Raw genomic sequence first — 20,940 nt, 5'->3', positions numbered from 1 at the left:
GGAACGCCGATCATGAAATCCAAGCAAGCCAAGCCGATCACCGACATCGACACGCTTCGATCGTATCTGCACACCGCGATGAAGCTGGAACATGCGACGATCCCGCCCTACCTGACCGCTCTGTACTCGATCAAGCCCGGCACGAACCCGGATGCCGCCCAGGTGCTGCGTGTGGTGGCGGTCGAGGAAATGCTCCATCTCGTCCTGGCCGCGAACCTCCTCAACGCCATCGGCGGCACGCCGCGGGTGACCGCCGACGACTTCGTCCCGTGCTATCCCGCCTTCCTTCCGGACGGCGAGACGGATTTCCGGGTCGGCCTGCAGCCGTTCTCGCGCGACGCGATCGACACCTTCCTCAAGATCGAGCGACCGCGCCTCGCCCCGGAGCCCGACATGCAGCTCCTGTATCGACCGGAGGTGACGGCCGAAAGCCGTCATTACATCACGTGCCATCCGACCCAGACGGATTTCGTCTTCTACAGCATCGGCGAATTCTACGACGCGGTCAAAAAAGGATTCTCGAACGTCTACGCGCAGATGGGCGAGAAAATGTTCTGCGGCGATCCCAGAAGGCAAGTCACGTCCGAGTATTATTATTCGGGCGGCGGCTCGCTGACCCCGGTGACGGATCTCAAGAGCGCGGAAACGGCGATCGACCTCATCATCGAGCAGGGCGAGGGCGAGCTGAAGAGCATCTATGGCGACCAGGGCGAGCTGGCGCATTACTACCGCTACATGCAGCTGAAATGCGGCCGCTACTTCCAGAAATCCGACGATACCGGCACGCCTCCGTTCACGCCGACCGGGCCCGCGCTGGATGTGGACTGGGACGCGGTCTACCCGCTCAAGGCCAATGCCAAGATGACCGATTACGAGCCCGGCTCGGAAGCGGAGGCGGCGGCAAAAGCCTTCAACGACGCCTATCGCGGCTTCCTGCACCTGCTGCAACGCGCCTTCACCGGGGAGCCGCAGTTGCTGGAGGGCGGCGTGCCGATGATGTTCGAATTGCGCAACGCGATGAACCGGCTCATCCGCAATCCGCTCAGCGAGTCTTCGCCGTTCAACGCCGCCCCGACCTTCGAAGTCTGCCCGCACGGACGATCGCAGGGCCAATCCCCCTGCGAACCCGATGCCGAGCCCCATGTCGAGGAACCGGCATGACCGCCTATCTGAGCGATTTCCTCGACTTCTCGGTCGAGATGACCTGCTTCACGCGGTTCGAGCTGCTCGGCACGGGCCAGGCGGAGAACTATGCCGAGGCCGCGCGCGCCGCCTCGGGCGCCGCCTTCGACGAACTCCTGGCGCGCTACGGCACCCTCAAGACCGGTCCCGATCGCATCGTCGACCTGCGCCACAAGATCCTCGGCGACGAGTATCTCGGCCCGGTCGCCCGCGCGATCATCAAGATGTGGTATATCGGCATCTGGTACGAGCTGCCGCGAAGCTGGACGGAGAAGTTCGGCGCCCGCGCCAGCAACACCTCCCGCATGGTCACGCCCGCAGCCTATGCCGAGGGCCTGCTGTGGACCGCCATCGGCGCCCATCCGCCGGGAGCCAAGGCGCCGGGCTATGGATCCTGGGCCAGGCCCCCGTCCATTCCGGCCTTCAGCTGTTCCCTCGCGGCCTCGACGGGTGGCCGCGGAAGCGGTCCCGGCGGTGGACACGACCCCGGCCCGATGGTGACGCAGGTCCGCGAGGGCCACGTCGCCCCGCATCACGCCCCGAAATCGGAACATCCGCCGCCCCATTCCGGAGACTTCCCGAAATGACTGCCCAGCCACCCAAGCTCAAGCGGGACAAGGTCAGGATCGGCGTCACGCCGACACTGTGGTGGAACGACGATTTCTGGTCGATCGACATCGGCATCACCTTCGGGCAATGCGTCAGCGAGATGGCGCTCGCCGGCTACGAGGGGTGCAGCGTCGGGCACAAATACCCGAAGGATCCGTGCGTCCTGAAGGCCGAGCTCGACCTGCGCGGCCTCACGGTCTCCGAACCCTGGGTGAGCACCTATTTCACGATCCCCGAGGGCCATGCGCAGACGATCGCCACCGTGCGCCAGCAGCTCGATTTCCTCGACGCCGTCGGCGGGCACGATCTGGTGGTGGCGGAGTTCGGCGGCGCCGCCAACCCGCAGCCGATCGCGGTGTTCGCCAACCGGCCGATCTTCGACGACAGGCAGTGGAAGCACCTGTGCGACGGGCTGAACGAGATCGGCCGCATGGCGAACGATCGCGGCAAGCGCCTTTGCTACCACCCGCATATGGGAACGGGGGTCAACGTCGCGGCGGATATCGACCGCCTGATGCATGGCACCGCGCCGGACCTGGTGCACCTGCTGCTCGATACCGGGCACCTCTATTTCGCCGGCGTCGATCCTCTCCACGTCGCGAACAAGCACGGCAAGCGCATCAAGCACATCCATCTCAAGAACAACCGCGCCGAGATCGTCGAGCGGGCCCGCACGCAGAACTGGTCGTTCCAGACGGCGGTCGAGAACGGCGTGTTCACCGTGCCGGGCGATCCGGACGGGTGCATCGACTTCCCGCCGATCTTCGAAGCGCTTGCCAGACACGATTTCGCCGGCTGGATCGTGGTCGAGGCGGAGCAGGATCCGGCCAAGGCCAATCCGCTCCGCTACGCCAGGATGGCCCGCGAATACCTCCGTGCGACGTTGGGGTTCTGATCATGCCGCATCCCGAGGTCTATCTCAGCTTTTTCATGTTCACGGCCGACCTGCGGCCCGACGACGTCGTCTATTCCGAGATGATCATCCGTCACATGCGGGCGCTCCTGGACATGGGCTATGACGGGTTCGATCTGCCGATCGCGCCGACGCCGACCCTCGACCACGCGGCGGAGGTCGACAGCTACCGGCGCCTGCGCCGCCGGCTCGCCGCTGCCGGCCTGGACGACCTGCGGATCGCCACCAATGTCGGCACGACCCGGACCTTCGATCCGACCTCGCCGTGGAAGGAGCAGCGCGACGCCGCCCTGGCCTATCTCAAGTCGCGGGTCGACATCACCGTCGCGCTCGGCGGGGCGATGCTCGCCGGCCCGATCGTGTTCCCCTACGGCGTCTTCCCCACCACCGACTTCAACGAGCCGCTGTGGAGCGACGCGCTGCAGACGTGGCTCGCGCCGCGCTACGAACTCGCCGCTCCGGTCCTTCGGGAACTCGCCGACTATGCCGGCGAGCACGGCGTCACGCTGGCGATCGAACCGGTCGATCACTGGGAAACGCCGGCGCCGAACATGGTGGCGGACGTGATGGACTTCCTCCGGCACGTCTCGAACCCCCGCCTGGGCGTGTGCGTGGACAGCGCGCACGTCCTGCTCGGCAGCGACGGGCCGGGCGCATTCCGCAAGGGCATCGCCGATGCGGTGGCCGAACGCCGGCTTCATTACGTCCACGTGTCGGCCCCCGACCGCGGCGTGATCGCCGACAGCTGGATTCCCTGGCGCACGTTCCTGGAGCCGATCGTCCCGCATTATACCGGGCCCTACCTGCTCGAAGTGTTCAACGCCGTGCCGCCCTTCCTCGGGTCGCTGCGGCAGACACGGCGCAAGTTCTGGATTCCCTGCGAGGATGCTCCCGGCCCCGGCCCGAGCGCCTACGCCGTCGCGGAGGCGGCCCTCGCCGCCTTCCGCGAGCAAATGTCGGCGCTGGCGGCGGCGACGGGGTGAGGAGAACGCGGGTCTGCTCGGAGCGCCGCATGATCGCGCCGCTCCGTGCCTAAGCAGATTTCGAAAAAGTGGCTGCCGGTTTTGCGGAAGAAATCTGCGATGAGATAAGGATCTAAGCGGACGAAGCGTTGGCCTGCCAACGCAAGTTTGCTTAGGTCCGGTGAAACAGGCGCCGGTCGAGCCATAGCAGCGCGCCGTTGGCCGCCACCGCCACGATCACCAGCATCAGGATCACGGCGGTCGTCTGCTGCACGTTGTGCAGGCTGATCCCGTTCACGATCAGGAACCCGAGCCCCTTCTGCGACGCGAACATCTCGCCGACGAGGACGCCGAGCAGCGTGAGCGAGAAGCCGACCCGCAGGCCCGTGACGATCTCCGGCAGCACCGCGGGGGCGAGCACCGTGCGGATCGTCTCGGCCTGGCTCAGCCGCATCGCCCGGGCGGTGCGAACCAGCACCGGGTTGATGCCCTTGACCGCCGTGAGGGTGAACAGGGTGATCGGGATCACGCCGTGGATCACCCCGAACGCCACCTTGGCACCGAGGCCGAGGCCGAAGACCAGCAGGATCACCGGGTAGAGCGTGACCTTGGGAATCGAGTACAGGCCGGCGAGGATCGGTTCGGCGACCTCCCCGGCAAAGCGGCGCAGGCCTAGGACCAGCCCGAGCCCGATGCCGAGGGCGGCCGAGATCGCGAGCGCCGCCGCGAAGGCGGTGAGCGTCGCTCGCGCATGCGACCAGAACCCCGCGGTGGCGGCGAGGCCCGACAGGTGCCGGAGGGCGGCGAGCGGCGAGGCGATCGCCGCGTCGCCGGCATAAGCGTGGAGCGCCTGCCAGAGGCCGACGAGAACCACGATGGTGATCGCACCGTCGAGGAGGCCTGAGCGGGACGGAGCGGCGGGAAGCGAGGAGGGGGTGCTCACGAGCGGATGCGGCGGCGCATCAGGCGGCCCTCCCAGGCGTGCAGGGTCATGTTGAGGCCGGTCACCACCACGAGCACGAACAGCATCAGGGCGTACATCGTGCGGTTCTCGAAGCCGTCATAGGCATAGGCGATGGCGTGGCCGAGCCCGGCATCGGCCAGGATGAACTCGCCCGCGATGATGCCGATGAAGGCGTAGGCGAGCGCGAGCTTCACGCCGGTGAGCAGGTAGGGCAGGGCGCTCGGCATCACCACGTGGGCAAGCGTCGAGAGGCGCCCGAGCCGGTGGGCCCGGGCCGTGCGCATCAGCACCCGCGGCACCCGGTCGAGCCCGTTGAGGGTCGCGAGGATCATCGCCGGCACCCCGAACGCCATGCCGAGCACGATCAGCGGCACGCTGTTGAGGCCGAAGATGGCGACGAAGAGCGGGTAGAAGACGAAGGTCGGGATCGCGTAATAGGAGGCGAGCAGCGGGTCGAGACCCTGCCGGATCCGGGGCAGGGCGTGGATCGCGACACCAAGGGAAAAGCCGATCGCGACCGCGAGCACCACGGCGACCGCCACCGTCGCGAAGGTGCGGGCGACGTCGCCGGTGATCTCGCCCGAGGCGAGCATGGTCCACAACGTGGCGATCATCTCGCTCGGCGGGATCAGGGTCAGCGGATCGACGAGGTGCAGGCGGCAGACCGCTTCGAGCAGCAGGACGAAGCCGGCGATCCAGCCGATCCGGGTCAGGACGATCGCGCGCTCCCGCGTCATGACACGCTCTTCTTGCCGATCGCCTTCAGCGATTCCTCGCGCAGGTGCGACCACAGCCGGGCGGTCACCTGGCCGAAGCGCTCGTCGGCCACGATGCGGCTGTCGCGCTCCCGCGGCCAGCCGGTCTCGACGGTCTCGATGAAGCGGCCGGGCCGCGATGACATCACGCCGATGCGGTCGGAGAGCATCGCCGCCTCGTCGAGGGCGTGGGTGATGAGGAGCACCGTGGCGCCGGTCTCGCGCCACAGCCGCAGGAGCTCGTCGCCCATCAGCAGCCGGGTCTGCTGGTCGAGCGCCCCGAACGGCTCGTCGAGCAGGATCAGGCGCGGTTGCGTCACCAGCGTGCGGGCGATGCAGACCCGCTGGCGCATGCCGCCGGAGAGCTGCGCCGGATAGGCTTGCGCGAAGTCGGACAGCCCCATGAAGCCGAGCGCGTAATCGACCCGGCGGGCGATCTCGGCCGCGTCGATGCCGGCCCGGCGCAGGCCGAAGGCGACGTTGTCGCGAACCGTGAGCCAGGGGAACGAGGCGTCCTCCTGGAACACGATGCCGATTCCGTCGGGCACGCCCGCGACCGGGGCGCCCTCGAACGTCACCGTGCCGGCATTCGGCCGCCCGAGGCCGGACAGGACGTCGAGCAGGGTGGACTTGCCGCAGCCGGATGGGCCGACGACCGAGAAGAACTCGCCCTTGACGAGGTCGAGGTCGAGGGGCCCGAGCGCGGCGAGCCGGCCGTAGACCCGGGTGACCCCGCGAAGCTCGGCGTGGATCTCGCGAGCCTGGGCGGGCATCCCGCTGCGTGGATCGGCGCTGAGGGCAACGACGGCCATCTCAATTCCTTACTGCGAGGCCTGGAGGTCTTTCGGCAGGAAGGACGGATCGACCACCTGACCCCACTCCACCGGCTTCTTGAGGCGGCCGACGAGCTTCATGCCGTCGAGCATGCGGTTCATGTTGTCGTAGTGCAGGCGGCCGTCGCCGAAATACTCGAAGCCGACGAGTTGCTTGAACACCGCGCGAAACACTTTCGCGTCGCCGCCATAGGCCTTGGCGAGGATGTCGGCCGCCTCGTCGGGATGGGCCTTGATGTAGGCGACGCCCTCGCGCCGCGCCTCGATCAGCGCGCGCAGCGTGTCGCCGCCGGTCTTCGCGAACTCGGTCGTGGTGATGCCGACGGTCTGGGTCAGTGCCGGGTTCATGCAGTCCTTGGCCCAGAACGCCGCCTTGACCTTGCCCTGGTTGCCCGACCACAGCGGCTCGCCCGACATCGCCGCGTCGACCGCCCGATTGAGCACCGCCGAGAGGTTGGCGCCGAGATCGCCCGCCGCCACGAGCTGCAGGTCCTTCTGCTCCAGCCCGGCCTTCTGCAGGCAGTTGAGGATGATCATGTTGGTGACGGAGCCGGGCGCCGTATAGGCGATCTTCTTGCCCTTCATGTCGGCGAGCGAGCCGATCGTGCCGTCGGGCTGCGTGATCCAGAGGATGTCCTCGACGCTCTCGACGCCGCCGCTGATGATCTTGATCGGCTGGCCGGACTGGATCGCCAGGATGGCGGCCGGCAGCGCGACCTCGCCGTACGGCACCTCGCCGGCCAGCGTGTTGCGCACCGAGGTGCCGCCGCCGGCCGAGGTGAGGAAGCCGGTGATGTCGAGCCCGCGCTTCTTGAAGAAGCCCTTCTCGAGGGCGACCGCGTAGGGCGCGCCGTAGAAGGCCGAGCCCCAATGCGTGACCGTGATGGTCTCGGCGCGGGCGCCCGCCCCGGCGAGGCCGGCGCCTGCGAGCAGCAGACCCAAAGCTCCGGCACGCAAGGTTCTCAGGATCATTCTCGTCTCTCCCTGTCCGGCCGGCATCGTCGGTGTCGAGGCGCGCCGCCTACTCGGCGGCCGCGGCGCGGGCGGGCTCGTCGCGGAAGCGGGTCCGCAGGCCGTCCCACCGGTCGGCGCCGAGGCGGCGGAAGCGCTCGCGGATCGCCGGTGCCCCGGCCGAGCCCGGCGGTGCGTTCGTCTCCCTCAGCGTGGCGAGCGCCGCGTCGAAGGCCTCCATGGCGGCACCGAACAGGAGGCTCGGCAGGATCGCGAGCCGGTAGCCCATCGCTTGCGCCGCCGGCATGTCGATGTCGGGCGTCTTGCCGCCGCGCACCACGTTGAGCAGGCACGGCCCGGTCACGAGGCGCGGCACCGCCTGCATCTCGTCGAGGGTCTGCGTCGCCTCGACGAAGGCCATGTCGGCGCCGGCGGCGAGGGCGAGGTTGGCGCGCGCCACCGCCTCGTCGAAGCCGGCGACCGCCCGGGAATCGGTCCGCGCGATGATGACGAAATCCGTGTCCCGCCGCGCCGCCACCGCGGCGCGGATCTTGGCGACGAACTCTTCGCGCGGCACGATCTCCTTGCCGTCGAGATGGCCGCAGCGCTTCGGGCTGACCTGATCCTCGATGTGCAGGCCGGCGACGCCGCGCATCTCGTATTCGTGCACCGTGCGGGTGACGTTGAGCTCGTTGCCGTAGCCGGTATCGGCATCGGCGATGACCGGGATCTCGACGGAACGCGCGAGGGTGCCGGCATTGGCCGCCATCTCGCTCATCGTCACGAGGCCGAAATCCGGATAGCCGAGGGAGGCCGCGGTGCCGGCGCCGGTCATGTAGACCGCCGGAAAGCCCGCCTGCTCGATGAATTTGGCGGTGATGCCGTCATAGGCGCCGGGCGCGACGATCATCTCCGGGCGCGCGAGGAGCGCGCGCATCTGGCGGGCCTGACCCATCCGTTCCTCCCTGGCCGGGCCTCTCGGCCCGCTGCCCCGTCGCGGGGGCGCACGGCCTATCCGGTCCGCGCTCTGCTTGGATGCAGTTGTCCGGACAGGCTACTCCGTGTTTCGGGTCTGTCAATGGCGATTCGGTGCGGTGTTAGGGCATGAGGGCCGCCGCTGGGACGGCCAGCGCCTCATCAAACAATCCCACCCTCGACCTCATCCTGAGGTGCGGGCGATCGAAGATCGCTGAGCCTCGAAGGAGGGCTCCAGATGCCGCCGTGATCTCTGGAGCCCTCCTTCGAGGTCAGTCCATCTTCGATGGACTGACGCCTCAGGATGAGGTCGCGAGGAGGAGGACAGGCTTGCGTCACCGCCGCGTTTCGTGGCGGAACCGCCTCACGCCCGCCAATCCCCCCGCCGGATCCGGGTCGTGTACCGGCATTGCTCGCCGGGGTGCCAGTTCACCGAGGCCAGCATGATGCCGCCGCTGACGTCGTAGTAGCGGCGCACGAAGCGCATCGCCGGGGCGCCGCGGGGGCGCTTGAGGGCGCGGGCGACCGCGGGCGGCATCGGCTGGGCCGTGATCTCCTGCAACGCCTCCGCGATCACTTCGCCCGAGCGCGCCTCGACGAGCCCGTAGACCGCACCGCCCACCTCGCGCAGGTCGGTCAGCAGGGGCGCGAACCGGGCATGCACGTAGACGCTGACGAAGCAGATCATCGCGTCGCGCCCGGCCGTCCAGCGCACGCCCTCCGCCTTGAGCCAGGACGAGCCGGCGGGGGCCTGCACGAATCCGGCGACCTCCGGGTCGATCTGGACCATCTCCAGGACCGAGACGTCGAAATGGGTGTCGCGGGCGTATTCGAACATGTCGGCGAGGTCGTCGAAGACCTGCGCGAAGCCCGGATGCGCGGTCGTCGCGACGACCGTCGAGCCGGCGCCCTGGCGCCGCTCGACCAGCCCCTTCTCGACCAGCTTGCGCAGGGCCTCGCGGATCGTGAACCGGCTCGCCTCGAAGCGCGCGCAGAGGGCGGTCTCGGTCGGCAGCGTCGAGCCCACCGGGTGCAGGCCGGCGCGGATCTCCTCCTGGAGCGCCCGCGCGATCCGCTCGTTGAGCGGGCCCGCCTCAGTGCCGCGATCCTGGCCGCGATCCTGGCCGCGCTCCCGCGTCCCCAATGCCCTGCCGGACAAGATTCCCTCCGAGTCTGCGATCGGCCACTTGTCCAGACAAATTTGCCCGATTAGGCTCTGGCGAACAAGAGGAACGCCCGATGATCCAGACCATAGACCCTGCCGCAGCGCCAGCCCTGTCGGACCTGCGCGTCCTCGAGATGGGCCAGCTCCTCGCCGGCCCGTTCTGCGGTCAGCTGCTCGCCGATTTCGGCGCCGAGGTCATCAAGATCGAGCCGCCGGGCGCCGGCGACCCGATGCGGGAATGGGGCCGCGAGAAGCCGCACGGCCAGTCGCTGTGGTGGCCGGTCATCGCCCGCAACAAGAAATCGATCGAGATCAACGCCCGCGAGGCGGCGGGCCAGGACCTGATCCGGCAGCTCGTCGCGCGCACCGACATCCTGATCGAGAACTTCCGGCCCGGCACGATGGAGAAATGGGGGCTCGGCTACGACGCCCTGTCGGCAATCAACCCGCGGCTCATCATGATCCGCGTCTCCGGCTACGGCCAGACCGGGCCCTACTCCCAGAAGGCCGGCTACGGGGCGATCGGCGAGGCGATGGGCGGGATGCGCTACGTCGCGGGCGATCCCTCGCACCCGCCGTCGCGCGCCGGCATCTCGATCGGCGACACGCTGGCGGCCACCTTCGCCTGCGTCGGCGGGCTGATGGCTTTGCATGCCCGCACCCGCACCGGCCGCGGCCAGGTCGTCGACAGCGCGATCTACGAGGCGGTGCTCGCCGTGATGGAGAACCTCGTCACCGAATACGACAAGACCGGCTACATCCGCGAGCGCACCGGCGCGATCCTGCCCAACATCGCGCCCTCGAACGTCTATCCGACGAAGAGCGGCGTCTACGTGCTGATCGCCGCCAACCAGGACAGCGTGTTCCGGCGCCTTGCCGCGGTGATGGGCCGGCCGGAGCTCGCCACCGATCCGCATTATGCCACCCACACCGAGCGCGGGAAGCGCCAGGCCGAGCTCGACGCCCTGATCGCCGCCTGGACGGCCGGCTTCGAGCGCGAGGAACTCGGCCGTATCCTCGACGAGGCCGGCGTGCCCCGCGGCGACATCTACCGCGCCCCCGAGATGCTGGAGGACGCCCACTTCAAGGCGCGCCAGACCATCGTCGACGTGGCGCATCCGCTGTTCGGCACCCTCAAGATGCAGAACGTGGCGCCGCGCCTCTCGTCCAATCCGGGCCGGGTGGTCTCTGCCGGGCCGGAACTTGGCCAGCACAATGCCGAGATTTTCGGCGGGCTCCTCGGCTTGAGCGAGGCGGAGCGGGCGCGGCTGGTCGAGGGCCGGGTGATCGGCGGCACCTGTCTCGACGTCGTCCATGGGCCGCGAAGCAGAGCTTAAGGATCCATCGCCGCCGACACACCAGAATGAAGCTGACGCATCCAGAGCGAGAGTTCGTTTGGTCCGCAATGATAGTCCCGTGAGAAATTTTCTTCTCCTGTCCAAGACCTCATCCTAAGGTGTCAGTCGATTGTAGATCGACTGACCTCGAAGGAGGGCTCCAGTGATCGCGGCGGCTTCTGGAGCCCTCCTTCGAGGCCTACGCCTCGCTTCGGCACCTCAGGATGAGGTCGTGGGCGGGAAGAATCATGCAGGCCCGTTACCGACGACTATGCGTCCACCGCTGGCGCGCCCCGACCCAAGCATGGAGACGACGACCATGACCACCCCGCGCCCCAAAGCCGTCGACATCGTCGAGGTCGGCCCCCGCGACGGCCTGCAGAACGACAGCCGCCACCTCTCGACCGACGCCAAGGTCGAGATGATCCGGCGGCTCGCGGGGGCGGGCCTGCGGCGGATCGAGGCCGCGAGCTTCGTCAACCCGAAACGCGTGCCGCAGATGGCCGATGCCGAGGCGGTGTTGGCCCGCGTCGTCGGCCTGCCGGGGGTCAGCGTCTCCGGCCTCGTCCTCAACGCGCGCGGCTTCGAGCGGGCGCTGGCGGCGGGGTTGCGCGAGATCAGCTTCGTGGCGGTGGCGACGGACACGATGGCGGCGCGCAACCAGGGCACGACCGCCCGCGGCCTCGTCGAGACCTGGGCCGGCCTCGGCCAGCGTGCGGAGAAAGCCGGCCTGTTCCGCTCGGTCACGATCGCGGTGGCGTTCGGCTGCCCGTTCGAGGGCGAGGTGCCGCTCGACCGCGTGATCGCGATCGCCCGGGCGCTGGCGGAGAGCGGCATCGACGAGATCTCGCTCGCCGACACGATCGGCGTCGCGACGCCGCGGGCGGTCGAGGAGCGTTTCGCCGCCCTGGCGCAGGCGCTGCCCGGCCTGCCGCTGCGGGCGCATTTTCACAACACCCGCAACACCGGCTACGCCAATGCCGATGCGGCGCTCCGCTCCGGCGTCACGGTGCTGGATTCGAGCCTGGGGGGACTGGGTGGCTGCCCGTTCGCACCGGGCGCCACCGGCAACATCGCCACGGAAGACCTCGCCTCGATGCTGGAGCGCGACGGCGTCGCGACCGGCATCTCGCTCGAGCATTTGCGCGACGCGACCCTCTGGCTCGAGGGCGAGATGGGGCGGCGCCTGCCGGGCCACGGCGCCCACGTCACGCCCTGGCCCGCGATCCTGGCGGCCTGACGACCACGAACGAGCCCGCCCGAGAGCGGCGGGAAGAGGGAAGGGGACCTGAAGAGATGGCACCGACGTTCTCGGCCGGGGCGCGCCTCGACCGCCTGCCGATCTCCGGCTTCCACCGCCGGATCCTGTGGCTGATCGGCGCCGGGATGTTCTTCGACAGCTTCGACATCTACCTGGCGGGCGGCATCCTCGGCGCCCTCGTCAAGGAGGGCTGGTCGGATCTGAGGCTCAACGCCGCCTTCCTCTCGGCGACCTTCATCGGGATGGTGATCGGCAGCTTCTCGGCAGGCATCCTCGGCGACCGGTTCGGGCGCCGGTTCACCTACCAGGCGAACCTGATGATCTTCGGGCTCGCCTCGCTCGCCGCCGTGCTCGCTCCCGACATGTGGAGCCTGATCGTCTTGCGCTTCTTCATGGGCGTGGGCCTGGGGGCCGAGATCGTGATCGGCTACGCGACGATCGGCGAATTCATCCCGCCCGCGCAGCGCGGCCGCTGGGCGGCCTACCTGTCGGTCATCACCAACACGGCGCTCTTTGCCGCGACCTTGGTCGGCTACCTGGTGATCCCGGCCTTCGGCTGGCGGGCGATGTTCGCCATCGCCGGGTTCGGGGCGCTTGCCGTCTGGTACGCCCGCAAGAGCATGCCGGAGAGCCCGCGCTGGCTCGAATCCGTCGGGCGGACCGAGGAGGCCGACCGGGTTCTCGGCCAGATCGAGGCGACCTACGGCGCAAGACTGCCGGCGCCGCGCCGCGAGGCGGTGGCGGCCCGCCCCGATCCCGGCCTCAAGATCCTGTTCGGGAAGGCCGTGATCCGCCGCACGCTGCTCGCCACCGTCATCAACGTGATGATCAACGTGTCGATCTACGGCTTCGTCGCCTGGGTGCCGACCTTCCTGGTCCAGCAGGGACTCAGCGTCGGCTCGTCGCTCGGCTACACGACCTTCATGTCCCTCGGCGGCCCGGTCGGCGCCTGCCTCGGCGCCCTGATCGCCGAGCGCCTCGGCCGGCGCAACGGCCTGACCATCACGTCGCTCATCGCCGCTCTTCTCGGCGTCGCCTACACCCTCGCGCCGTCGATCGCGGTCGCGACGGCTTTCGGCTTCGGGCTGTTCACCTGCATCTACCTGATGGTGGCGCTCGGCATCGCGGCCTACATCCCCGAGCTCTTCCCGACCGAGTACCGCCTGCGCGGCACGGGCGTCGCCAGCACGGCGGGGCGGATCGCCGGCATCTTCATCCCGCAAGCGGTGGTCTGGCTCTACGCCTCCGGCGGCGTCGTGCCCGTGCTCGCCATGCTGGTCGGCGCCCTGCTGCTGCAGGCCCTCTGCGTCGGCCTGTTCGGCATCGAGACCCGCAACCGCAGCCTCGAGGACCTGCGGCCGGATCACGATCCGGCCGTCGCGCCGGCTCCCGCAGCGGTCGAGCGCTGATCCGGCATCCCTCGGGCGCGAGGGGGGGACCTCGCGCCCGGAGCCGTCGCCATGCACGGCGGATCCCGGAACGACCGGGTGAGTTCGAGATCTGGAAAGACAAGAAAAGCAGGATCTCGATTGGAGACATGATAACGACAGGAAATAGTTCGCCAGTTGTTGCCACTGTGGCGAGGCCGAGAGCCTGAGCCATCGATCGGGACGCTGAGCCCTGAAACCGCGCCGGCGGGGCGCGATACTGTCGAGGATGACGGAACCGATGCGGGCCACCCAGACCCTGAAGGCGATCCTGGCGCGCCGCGAGGCGGTGAGCGTGCCCGGAGCTGCCAACGCCCTGTTTGCCCGCGTCGTCGAGGATCTCGGGTTCGAGGCGGTCTACGTGACCGGGGCCGGGCTCGCGAACATGCATCTGGGGGCGCCGGATATCGGGCTGACCACCGTCACCGAGGTGGCGAGCGCGGTGGCGGCGGTGGCCGATGCCGTGAGCCTGCCGATCGTCGTCGACGCCGATACCGGCTTCGGCAACGCCGTGAACATGGTGCGCACCGTACGCCTGCTGGAGCGGGCGGGGGCCGCCGGCATCCAGATCGAGGACCAGGTCTTTCCGAAGAAGTGCGGCCACTTCACCGGCAAGGACGTGATCCCGGCCGGCGAGATGGTGCAGAAGGTCAAGGCCGCGGTCGATGCGCGGCGCGACGGCGACCTCCAGATCATCGCCAGGACCGACGCCCGGGCGGTAGAGGATCTCGATCGGGCGATCGAGCGGGCGCGGGCCTATATCGAGGCCGGCGCCGACGCGACCTTCGTCGAGGCGCCGGTCTCGGTCGAGGAACTGGCGCGCATCGCCCGCGACCTGCCGGTGCCGCAGGTCGCCAACATCGTGTTCGGCGGACGCACGCCGGATCCGGGACGCGAGCGGCTGGCCGGGATGGGCTTCTCGATCGTGCTCTACGCCAACGCCGCACTGCAGGCCGCGCTGAAGGCGTCCTTCGACGTGCTCGGCGCACTCAGGCGTGACGGCTCGCTCGCCGGTGTCACCGACCGCCTCGCCTCGTTCGAGGAGCGCCAGCGGGCGGTCGATAAGGACGCCTGGGACGCCCGCGAGGCGCGCTACCGCATCCCCTGAGCCCCTGCGGAGCCCGCCTCACGGCTCGCCCGCCGCCGTCATGGACACGGAGACCTCGGAGGGCGAGACCTCGATGCGGGCGAGCATCGCGGGTTCGAGCGGCCGCCGCGGCAGGAATTCGGGCAGGAACCGTCGCAGATAGGCGATGGTCGCGGCCGTCGCCTCCTGGCGGTATCGCTCCGTGATGCATCCATGGCGGCCGTAGGAGAGGGCCCAGACCCCGTCCATCGCCGCGGCGGCAATCTCCAGGTAGGTGACGAAGCCGGGGATCGGCGGCATCTGGAAATAGGCCTCGAACATCCGGGCGCGGCTGAGCGCGATGCGGGCATTGCCGGTGATGTCGGCGTTGCGCACCGCCACGCTGACGCCGGCGCCGAGGAACAGCCGCAGGGCGGCGGGCCGCCCGTTCTGGAACTCGGCCGCGCGACGGTGCTTGCGGTCGAGGAGGTCCTGCCAGGTCTGCGGCTCGGGATCGGTCAGCACCTCGATCGAGCGCCGGTAGATCTCCTCGTTGAAGCGCAGGGCCAGCGCCTCGAAGGCCGCGTTGCGGTTGGGAAAGAAGTGGTAGACCGAGGGCAGCGGCACGCCGGAGGCGGCGGCGATGTCGGCCAGGCTGATATCCGCGGCGCTGCGCTCGGCCAGCAGGGTCTCGGTCGCGTCCAGGATGAGGGCGGCCCGCGCCTGGCCGCGCCGGCGCATCGGCCGGGCGGCCCTTCCGACCATCGGTTCCTGTTCCATCGCGGGTCGGTGCGCACCCTGTTCGCCGGGATCCTCCGGCGGGACCCGATTGGCTCACCGATTCCGCATCGACGCAAGGGCATCGGCACGGCAAAGGCAAAGGTGAGGGTCGTGCCGTTCCTCGGCCGCCGGACGGGGCTACTTCGTCAGCCACGCCGTCCAGCGCGCGCGCAGCGTCTCACGATTGTCGCCGATCCATTTGAAGTCCGGATCGACGAGCCCGGCGTAATTGGCCGGGTAGGTCGCGAAGAGCTTCTGCTCGTCCTCCGGCAGGCCGGCAAGGCCTTTGGTGGAGGACGTCGCGTAGCCGACCGTGCGCATGAAGGACGGATGGCTCTCCGACGCCTGGTAGAAGTAATCGATGAACGTGAGCGCGCCTTTCGGGTTCGGCGCGCCCTTGAGGATCGCGAAGTATCCGGTGTCGCGCAACGCCCCGTCCCAGGCGATGGCGAAGGGCGCGCCGTCCTTGATCGTGGCGAGCGACCGGCCCGAATAGGACATGGTCATCACCACCTCGCCGTCGCGCATGATCTGCTGGACCTGGTTGCCGGTCTTCCACCACACGGCGACGGCGGGGCGGATCCGGTCGAGCTTGGCGTAGGCGCGATCGAGGTCGAGGGGAAACAGCCTGTCCTTCGGCACGCCGTCGGCGAGCAGGGCCACCGCGGGCAACCACCAGTCGCGGTCGCCGGTATCCGGCAGGCCGCGAGGCCCGGGGAAATCCTTGACGTTCCAGAAATCGGCCCAGCTCTTCGGTGTCCGCCCTCCGAAGGCGGTCTTGTTGTAGGTCAGCACCATGCCGCCGGTGGTGCGCGCCACGCCCTTCGGCTGGCAGGCCCCCGGCAGCGCGTATTCCTTGACGTGGGCGAGCTCGCCGCAGGGAATGTCCATCAGCATGTCGGCGCGGCTGACGAGGTCGGGCCCGGTCGCCGTGACGATGTCGAACTCGACCCGCTTCGTCCGCACCATGCCCTCGGCGCGGGCCCACTGGTCCGGCACCTCGATGTCGAAGGGTACGATCTCGGTGCCGGTCGCCTTGGCGAAGGGCCGGTAGACCAGCTTCTCCAGTGTGTTGCGCATCAGCCCGCCGGTGGTCGCGATGACCACCTCGTCGGCAGCGGCGGGCAGGGCCGTGGCCAGGGTGCCGGCGAGCGCGGCGGCGACGATCCGTTTCAGCCTCACGTGTGACCTCCCGTCGATGCCCGGGCGGGGGAGCCCGGCTTCCTCTCGTACGATTTCCGACTGATCGCTTCGCGATGCGGAAATCGGCTTCGCTCACGCGCCGCGCGGGCTGGTGATACGAAATCCGGAAGTGTTCTTCCGGATTTCGTATCACTCCCCTGCCGGTGCCGCCCTCGTCCGGCCGAGCCGGGCCAGGAGCGCGGCGCCGACCAGGACGGCGACCGACAGGCCGGTCAGCAGCACGGCGATCGCCGGGACGACCGGCGTCAGGTTCTGCTCGATGTCGTCGAACATCATCCTGGGCAGGGTCTTGTCGCGGATGCCGGCGAGGAAGAAGGCCACGACCGGCTCGTCGAACGAGATGATGAAGGCGAAGAGCGCCCCCGACACGACGTTGGGCAGGATCAGCGGCAACGTCACCAGCCGGAAGGCGGTGAAGCGGGGAGCGCCGCAGATCATCGCCGCGTCCTCGAGCGCCGGATCGACGCTGGCGAGCGCCGCCGTCACGGTGAGCACCACGAACGGCATCGCGATGACGGCATGCGCGAGCACGTAGCCGAGGCGGGTGCCGCCGAGCCCGACTCTCTGGAAGAACAGGTAGAGCGCCACGGCGAGCGCGATGTGCGGCACCACGATCGGCCCGACGAGGAGGGCCCGGAAGACCGTGCCGATCGCGCCGGCGCCGCGCAGGAGCGCGTAGGACGCCATGGTGCCGATCGTCGTCGCGAGAAGCGCGGTCGCGGCGGCGATCTCCAGGCTGAAGCGCAGGGCCCCCATCCAGCGCCGGTCGTCGAAGAACTCGTGGAACCACTGCGTGGTGAAGCCCTTGGGCGGGAAGGCGAGATAGGTCGTCTCGCTGAAGGCCATCGGCAGGACGATCAGGATCGGCATCAGCACGAAGGCGAGGATCGCCGCGACCGCCGCGTCGAGGAGGCGCTGCCTCATGCCCGGGCTCCCATCAGGCGGTCGAACCGGAACAATCGGCCGAAGGCGAGGGTGATGCCGGTGACGAACAGGGTGAGGACGCCGACCAGCGCCGCGGCGAACGGCCAATCGAGGTTCTCGCGGATCTGCTGCGAGATCAGAGTGGCGATCATCATCTCCTGCGGCGAGCCGAGGAGCGAGGGGGTGATGAAGTAGCCGAGCGCCGACAGGAATACGAGGATGAAGCCGCCGGTCACGCCCGGCAGGGCGAGCGGCAGCGTCACCTCGCGGAAGGCCCGGGCGGGCCCCGCGCCGCAGATCGCGGCGGCCCGGGTCAGGTCGGGCGGGATATTGCGCAAGGCCCCGTAGATCGGCAGCACCATGAAGGGCATCAGCACGTGGGTCATCGCCACCACCACGGCGCCTTGGGTGTAGAGGAGCTTGACCGGTGCGTCGGTGAGGCCGAGCCCGGTGAGGAGGCCGTTCACCAGCCCGTTGCGCTGGAGCAGCACCGCCCAGGCGGCGGTACGCACCAGCACCGAGGACCAGAACGGCAGGAGGATGCAGGCGGTGATCAGCGCAAGCTTCGGTCCCTTGGAGCGCGCCATCAGGGCGGCGACCGGGAAGGCCAGGACCAGGGACAGCACGCTCACGAGGAGCGCGACGCGCAGGGTGCGCAGCAGCACCGTGGCGTAGACCGGGTTCTCGAAGACCCGGGCGTACTGGGCGAGCCCCGGCTGCGGCTCGGTCACCGAGATCGCGAGCAGGCTGAGGAGCGGGTACAGGAAGGCGAGGACGAGCAGCGAGAAGAACGGCAGCATCAGGCCGGAGATCGCCGCCTTCGACATCCGCCGCCCGCGCGGCTGGAAGAAGCCTGGCCGCAAGAAACCTGGCCGCACGACGTCCCTCATGACGCCTCCGCCGGATAGAGCAGGGCGGCGCCGGGCGGAACGACGAGCCCGACGCGGGTCCCGGGGGCGAGCGCAGACAACTCGGCGCTCGGCACCCGCGCCCGCATCGACGCGCCGTCGTCGAGCGTCGCGATGACGAGGGTGCCGGCTCCGCCATAGACCACGTCGGTGATCGTGGCCGGCAGGGCGTCCGGCCGGTCGGCGGAGGCGACGCCGATCCGCTCCGGCCGCACCGCGAGGATCGCCGGCCCGGCCGGGACGGGCGAGAGTGCGGCCTCCGCGCCCAGGGCCAGCGCCCGGCCGGCGAGGCGGGCCGCCCGCCCGTCCCAGGTCACGGGAATCCGGTTCATGTCGCCGATGAAGCCGGCCGCGAACAGGGTGGCGGGCCGCTCGTAGAGTTCCCGCGCCGGAGCGATCTGCTGCACGCGCCCGGCCCGGAGGATCGCGACCCGGTCGGCCATCGTCAGGGCCTCGCCCTGGTCGTGGGTGACGAACACGATGGTGATCCCGAGCTCGGCATGCAGCCGCTTGATCTCGATCTGCATCTCCTCGCGCAGGTTCTTGTCGAGGGCCGAGAGCGGCTCGTCCATCAGGAGCACGCGCGGCCGGTAGACGATGGCGCGGGCGAGCGCGACGCGCTGCTGCTGGCCGCCCGAGAGCTGGCGCGGCATCCGCGCGCCGAAGCCGGACAGCCGCACCACCTCCAGCGCCGCCTCGGCCCGGGCGCGCCGCTCGGCCCGGCCGAGCCCGCGCATCTTGAGCGGGAAGGCGACGTTGTCGGCCACGCTCAGGTGCGGGAACAGCGTGTAGTGCTGGAAGACCATGCCGACGTTGCGCCTGTGCGGCGGCAGGCGCGTGCAATCCTCGCCCCCGATCAGGATGCGGCCGGCATCCGGTAGGTCGAAGCCGGCGAGGCTCATCAGCACGGTCGACTTGCCCGAGCCGGAGGGCCCGAGGAGCGCGATGAACTCGCCCGCGGCGATCTCCAGCGAGACGTCGTCGACGGCGACGACCGACCCGAAGCGGCGCGTCAGGCCGCGGACGCTGATCGCCGCGCCCGTCGTCGCCGCGGAGGCGCCCGGCCCTCCCGCGATGGCCCCGATGGCGAGCATGCCGCGTCCCTCTCGGCTGAGGCGATGGGTCATTGAAGCCGAGTTTAGCCGAATTTCAAAGCACGATTTTTGGCGGGCGGCGCCCGTCTGGTGGGCAGCGCCGCGCAAGATCGCTCCGAGAGTGCAATCGATGTGAAGACGATGCTTTCGGCTCATCTAGCGCAGGACGAGCCGCCGTTTCTGTGTACGGATCGCGGGATCTGTCTCGGTGGCCCGGGCCGGGGGCCTCCCGTGGCAATGGCCCCCGCCCCGCAGTAATCGAATTTCATATGGCTTTATCGGACCATTTCGCTTGACATGGCCCGGCATCGGCGGATGCTCGGGCCCACCGATGGCGGCCGTGGAATGCCGGCGACGCCGAGCCGGAAGGATCCTGTCCGATGCCGAGCATGGTCGAGGGACCTGAGCCGACGGGCGATGCCGGCCTGCGGGCGCGCGCCGCCCGGGTGATCCCGGGCGGGATGTGGGGCCACCAGCGCGCGGCGGCGGTCCCGCGGGGCTATCCGCAATTCTTCGTCGGCGGGGAGGGCGCCACGGTCGAGGACGCGGACGGGCGCCGCTACATCGACTTCATGTGCGCCTGGGGGCCGATCATCCTCGGCCACCGCCATCCGGCGGTGTCGGAGGCGGTCCGGCGCGAGCAGGAGCGCGGCGATTGCCTCGACGGCCCGACGCCGCACGCGGTCGACCTGGCCGAGACCCTGGTGGCGATGATCCCGCACGCCGACTGGGCGATGTTCCAGAAGAACGGCTCGGACGCGATGACGACCTGCGTGACGCTGGCCCGCGCCGGGACCGGACGCCGCAAGGTGCTGGCCGCGCGCGGCGCCTATCACGGGGCCGTCCCCTGGTGCTCGCCCTCCCTCGTCGGCGTCACCGCGGAGGACCGCGCCCACCTGGTCCACTACCGCTACAACGACGTCGCGAGCCTGGAGGAGGCGGTGGCGCAGGCGGGCGACGACCTCGCGGCGATCCTGGTCTCGGCCTTCCGGCACGATATCGGCCAGGCGCAGGAACTGCCGACCCGAGCCTTCGCGGCGGCGGCGCGGGCGGCCTGCGACCGAACCGGCGCGGCCCTCGTCGTCGACGACGTGCGGGCGGGATTCCGGCTCGATCTCGGCGGCAGCTGGGAACGGGTGGGCGTGCGGCCCGACCTCGCCGGCTATTCCAAGGCGATCGCCAACGGCCAGCCGCTGGCCGCCGTCACCGGCAGCGATCGCTTCCGCGAGGCCGCGTCGCGCCTCTTCGTCACCGGCTCGTTCTGGTATGCCGGCGCACCGATGGCGGCGGCCGTCGCGACGCTGAACGAGCTGAAGCGCGTCGACGCCCCCCGGGTGCTGGAGGCCGCAGGCGTCCGCTTCCGCGACGGCCTGATGGAGCAGGCCTCCCGCCACGGCTTTTCCCTCGACATCACCGGCCCACCGGCGATGCCCGTGATGCTGTTTCGCGACGACCCCGAGGCGGCGCTCGGCGAGGCGTTCTGCCTCGAGGCGCTCCACCGCGGCGTCTACCTGCACCACCGCCACAACATGTTCCTGTCGCTCGCCCACACGCCGGCGGTGATCGACACGGCGTTGGCGGCGACGGAGGGCGCCTTCCGGGCGCTCGCCAAGTCTCGGACCGCCTGAGAC

General features: G+C 69.6%; 20 protein-coding genes. 9 read left to right on the top strand and 11 right to left on the bottom strand.

From position 1 onward, the window contains the following. Positions 1–12: 12 nt before the first annotated feature. The 4 genes from AC3AOF_RS32365 to AC3AOF_RS32350 are packed head-to-tail and all read left to right on the top strand — an operon-like array spanning position 13 to position 3,687. Complete coding sequence (locus AC3AOF_RS32365) at positions 13–1,161, top strand: ferritin-like domain-containing protein (protein WP_488349172.1); 1,149 nt, start codon at positions 13–15, stop codon at positions 1,159–1,161. Then, the gene (locus tag AC3AOF_RS32360; protein WP_488349171.1) at positions 1,158–1,769 is read left to right on the top strand and encodes a hypothetical protein; all 612 of its coding nucleotides are present in this window, start codon (positions 1,158–1,160) and stop codon (positions 1,767–1,769) included. The genes AC3AOF_RS32365 and AC3AOF_RS32360 overlap by 4 nt, the downstream gene beginning before the upstream one ends. Further along, complete coding sequence (iolE, locus tag AC3AOF_RS32355) at positions 1,766–2,686, top strand: myo-inosose-2 dehydratase (protein ID WP_236993294.1); 921 nt, start codon at positions 1,766–1,768, stop codon at positions 2,684–2,686. The genes AC3AOF_RS32360 and iolE overlap by 4 nt, the downstream gene beginning before the upstream one ends. Positions 2,687–2,688: 2 nt before the next feature. After that, complete coding sequence (locus AC3AOF_RS32350; protein ID WP_488349170.1) at positions 2,689–3,687, top strand: sugar phosphate isomerase/epimerase family protein; 999 nt, start codon at positions 2,689–2,691, stop codon at positions 3,685–3,687. 151 nt (positions 3,688–3,838) lie between these two features. Here AC3AOF_RS32350 and AC3AOF_RS32345 read toward each other — a convergent pair whose 3' ends face one another. The 6 genes from AC3AOF_RS32345 to AC3AOF_RS32320 all read right to left on the bottom strand — a co-directional run bounded on the left by AC3AOF_RS32345 (position 3,839) and on the right by AC3AOF_RS32320 (position 9,303). Continuing rightward, positions 3,839–4,609, bottom strand: a complete 771-nt coding sequence (locus AC3AOF_RS32345; protein WP_488349169.1) for an ABC transporter permease — start codon at positions 4,607–4,609, stop codon at positions 3,839–3,841. Beyond that, positions 4,606–5,367: an ABC transporter permease gene (locus AC3AOF_RS32340; RefSeq protein WP_488349168.1), complete on the bottom strand. Its 762-nt coding sequence runs from the start codon at positions 5,365–5,367 to the stop codon at positions 4,606–4,608. Before AC3AOF_RS32340 ends, AC3AOF_RS32345 begins: the two co-directional genes overlap by 4 nt. After that, entirely contained in the window at positions 5,364–6,197 is an 834-nt protein-coding gene (locus AC3AOF_RS32335; RefSeq protein ID WP_488349167.1) for an ABC transporter ATP-binding protein, read from the bottom strand. The genes AC3AOF_RS32340 and AC3AOF_RS32335 overlap by 4 nt, the downstream gene beginning before the upstream one ends. A gap of 9 nt (positions 6,198–6,206) precedes the next feature. After that, positions 6,207–7,190 carry an ABC transporter substrate-binding protein gene (locus AC3AOF_RS32330; protein ID WP_488349166.1) on the bottom strand — a complete coding sequence of 328 codons (984 nt, stop codon included), beginning with the start codon at positions 7,188–7,190 and terminating at the stop codon, positions 6,207–6,209. 49 nt (positions 7,191–7,239) lie between these two features. Further along, the gene (locus AC3AOF_RS32325) at positions 7,240–8,124 is read right to left on the bottom strand and encodes an isocitrate lyase/PEP mutase family protein (protein WP_236993300.1); all 885 of its coding nucleotides are present in this window, start codon (positions 8,122–8,124) and stop codon (positions 7,240–7,242) included. A 384-nt stretch (positions 8,125–8,508) separates the two neighbouring features. Continuing rightward, positions 8,509–9,303 (bottom strand): GntR family transcriptional regulator, encoded by a 795-nt coding sequence (locus AC3AOF_RS32320; RefSeq protein ID WP_236993301.1) that lies wholly within the window; start codon positions 9,301–9,303, stop codon positions 8,509–8,511. An 80-nt stretch (positions 9,304–9,383) separates the two neighbouring features. Here AC3AOF_RS32320 and AC3AOF_RS32315 point away from each other — a divergent pair, with 80 nt between their 5' ends. From AC3AOF_RS32315 to AC3AOF_RS32300, 4 genes are all read left to right on the top strand, one after another. After that, on the top strand, positions 9,384–10,646 hold the full coding sequence (locus AC3AOF_RS32315; protein ID WP_488349165.1) for a CaiB/BaiF CoA transferase family protein: 1,263 nt from the start codon (positions 9,384–9,386) through the stop codon (positions 10,644–10,646). 319 nt (positions 10,647–10,965) lie between these two features. Then, complete coding sequence (locus AC3AOF_RS32310; protein WP_488349164.1) at positions 10,966–11,886, top strand: hydroxymethylglutaryl-CoA lyase; 921 nt, start codon at positions 10,966–10,968, stop codon at positions 11,884–11,886. A 56-nt stretch (positions 11,887–11,942) separates the two neighbouring features. Further along, positions 11,943–13,316, top strand: coding sequence for an MFS transporter (locus AC3AOF_RS32305; RefSeq protein ID WP_488349163.1), 1,374 nt, complete (start codon positions 11,943–11,945; stop codon positions 13,314–13,316). Between the two features lie 259 nt (positions 13,317–13,575). Next, complete coding sequence (locus AC3AOF_RS32300) at positions 13,576–14,442, top strand: isocitrate lyase/PEP mutase family protein (protein WP_488349162.1); 867 nt, start codon at positions 13,576–13,578, stop codon at positions 14,440–14,442. An 18-nt stretch (positions 14,443–14,460) separates the two neighbouring features. On the opposite strand, the gene AC3AOF_RS32295 is transcribed toward AC3AOF_RS32300, so the two are convergent. The 5 genes from AC3AOF_RS32295 to AC3AOF_RS32275 form a co-directional block, all read right to left on the bottom strand. After that, the gene (locus AC3AOF_RS32295; protein WP_488349161.1) at positions 14,461–15,180 is read right to left on the bottom strand and encodes a TetR/AcrR family transcriptional regulator; all 720 of its coding nucleotides are present in this window, start codon (positions 15,178–15,180) and stop codon (positions 14,461–14,463) included. A gap of 138 nt (positions 15,181–15,318) precedes the next feature. Beyond that, entirely contained in the window at positions 15,319–16,356 is a 1,038-nt protein-coding gene (locus AC3AOF_RS32290) for an extracellular solute-binding protein (RefSeq protein WP_488349454.1), read from the bottom strand. 156 nt (positions 16,357–16,512) lie between these two features. Further along, positions 16,513–17,307: an ABC transporter permease gene (locus tag AC3AOF_RS32285; RefSeq protein WP_488349160.1), complete on the bottom strand. Its 795-nt coding sequence runs from the start codon at positions 17,305–17,307 to the stop codon at positions 16,513–16,515. After that, on the bottom strand, positions 17,304–18,134 hold the full coding sequence (locus AC3AOF_RS32280; RefSeq protein WP_442919403.1) for an ABC transporter permease: 831 nt from the start codon (positions 18,132–18,134) through the stop codon (positions 17,304–17,306). Before AC3AOF_RS32280 ends, AC3AOF_RS32285 begins: the two co-directional genes overlap by 4 nt. Positions 18,135–18,193: 59 nt before the next feature. Next, positions 18,194–19,309 (bottom strand): ABC transporter ATP-binding protein, encoded by a 1,116-nt coding sequence (locus AC3AOF_RS32275; protein WP_236993310.1) that lies wholly within the window; start codon positions 19,307–19,309, stop codon positions 18,194–18,196. Between the two features lie 380 nt (positions 19,310–19,689). On the opposite strand from AC3AOF_RS32275, the gene AC3AOF_RS32270 reads away from it, so the two are divergent. Further along, complete coding sequence (locus AC3AOF_RS32270; RefSeq protein WP_442919393.1) at positions 19,690–20,937, top strand: aminotransferase class III-fold pyridoxal phosphate-dependent enzyme; 1,248 nt, start codon at positions 19,690–19,692, stop codon at positions 20,935–20,937. Positions 20,938–20,940: the final 3 nt, after the last annotated feature.

This window comes from Methylobacterium sp. 142-1Y (assembly GCF_057747795.1).
Note: the sequence above shows the minus strand (reverse complement) of the source record. Positions and strands in the feature narration are given on the sequence as shown.

Excerpts from the sequence above, each read along its gene's own strand:
- AC3AOF_RS32365 (WP_488349172.1), top strand. The coding sequence starts at position 13 with ATGAAATCCAAGCAAGCCAAGCCGATCACCGACATCGACACGCTTCGA.
- AC3AOF_RS32360 (WP_488349171.1), top strand. The coding sequence starts at position 1,158 with ATGACCGCCTATCTGAGCGATTTCCTCGACTTCTCGGTCGAGATGACC.
- iolE (WP_236993294.1), top strand. The coding sequence starts at position 1,766 with ATGACTGCCCAGCCACCCAAGCTCAAGCGGGACAAGGTCAGGATCGGC.
- AC3AOF_RS32350 (WP_488349170.1), top strand. The coding sequence starts at position 2,689 with ATGCCGCATCCCGAGGTCTATCTCAGCTTTTTCATGTTCACGGCCGAC.
- AC3AOF_RS32340 (WP_488349168.1), bottom strand. The coding sequence starts at position 5,367 with ATGACGCGGGAGCGCGCGATCGTCCTGACCCGGATCGGCTGGATCGCC.
- AC3AOF_RS32335 (WP_488349167.1), bottom strand. The coding sequence starts at position 6,197 with ATGGCCGTCGTTGCCCTCAGCGCCGATCCACGCAGCGGGATGCCCGCC.
- AC3AOF_RS32330 (WP_488349166.1), bottom strand. The coding sequence starts at position 7,190 with ATGATCCTGAGAACCTTGCGTGCCGGAGCTTTGGGTCTGCTGCTCGCA.
- AC3AOF_RS32325 (WP_236993300.1), bottom strand. The coding sequence starts at position 8,124 with ATGGGTCAGGCCCGCCAGATGCGCGCGCTCCTCGCGCGCCCGGAGATG.
- AC3AOF_RS32315 (WP_488349165.1), top strand. The coding sequence starts at position 9,384 with ATGATCCAGACCATAGACCCTGCCGCAGCGCCAGCCCTGTCGGACCTG.
- AC3AOF_RS32310 (WP_488349164.1), top strand. The coding sequence starts at position 10,966 with ATGACCACCCCGCGCCCCAAAGCCGTCGACATCGTCGAGGTCGGCCCC.
- AC3AOF_RS32305 (WP_488349163.1), top strand. The coding sequence starts at position 11,943 with ATGGCACCGACGTTCTCGGCCGGGGCGCGCCTCGACCGCCTGCCGATC.
- AC3AOF_RS32300 (WP_488349162.1), top strand. The coding sequence starts at position 13,576 with ATGCGGGCCACCCAGACCCTGAAGGCGATCCTGGCGCGCCGCGAGGCG.
- AC3AOF_RS32295 (WP_488349161.1), bottom strand. The coding sequence starts at position 15,180 with ATGGAACAGGAACCGATGGTCGGAAGGGCCGCCCGGCCGATGCGCCGG.
- AC3AOF_RS32285 (WP_488349160.1), bottom strand. The coding sequence starts at position 17,307 with ATGAGGCAGCGCCTCCTCGACGCGGCGGTCGCGGCGATCCTCGCCTTC.
- AC3AOF_RS32280 (WP_442919403.1), bottom strand. The coding sequence starts at position 18,134 with ATGTCGAAGGCGGCGATCTCCGGCCTGATGCTGCCGTTCTTCTCGCTG.
- AC3AOF_RS32275 (WP_236993310.1), bottom strand. The coding sequence starts at position 19,309 with ATGCTCGCCATCGGGGCCATCGCGGGAGGGCCGGGCGCCTCCGCGGCG.
- AC3AOF_RS32270 (WP_442919393.1), top strand. The coding sequence starts at position 19,690 with ATGCCGAGCATGGTCGAGGGACCTGAGCCGACGGGCGATGCCGGCCTG.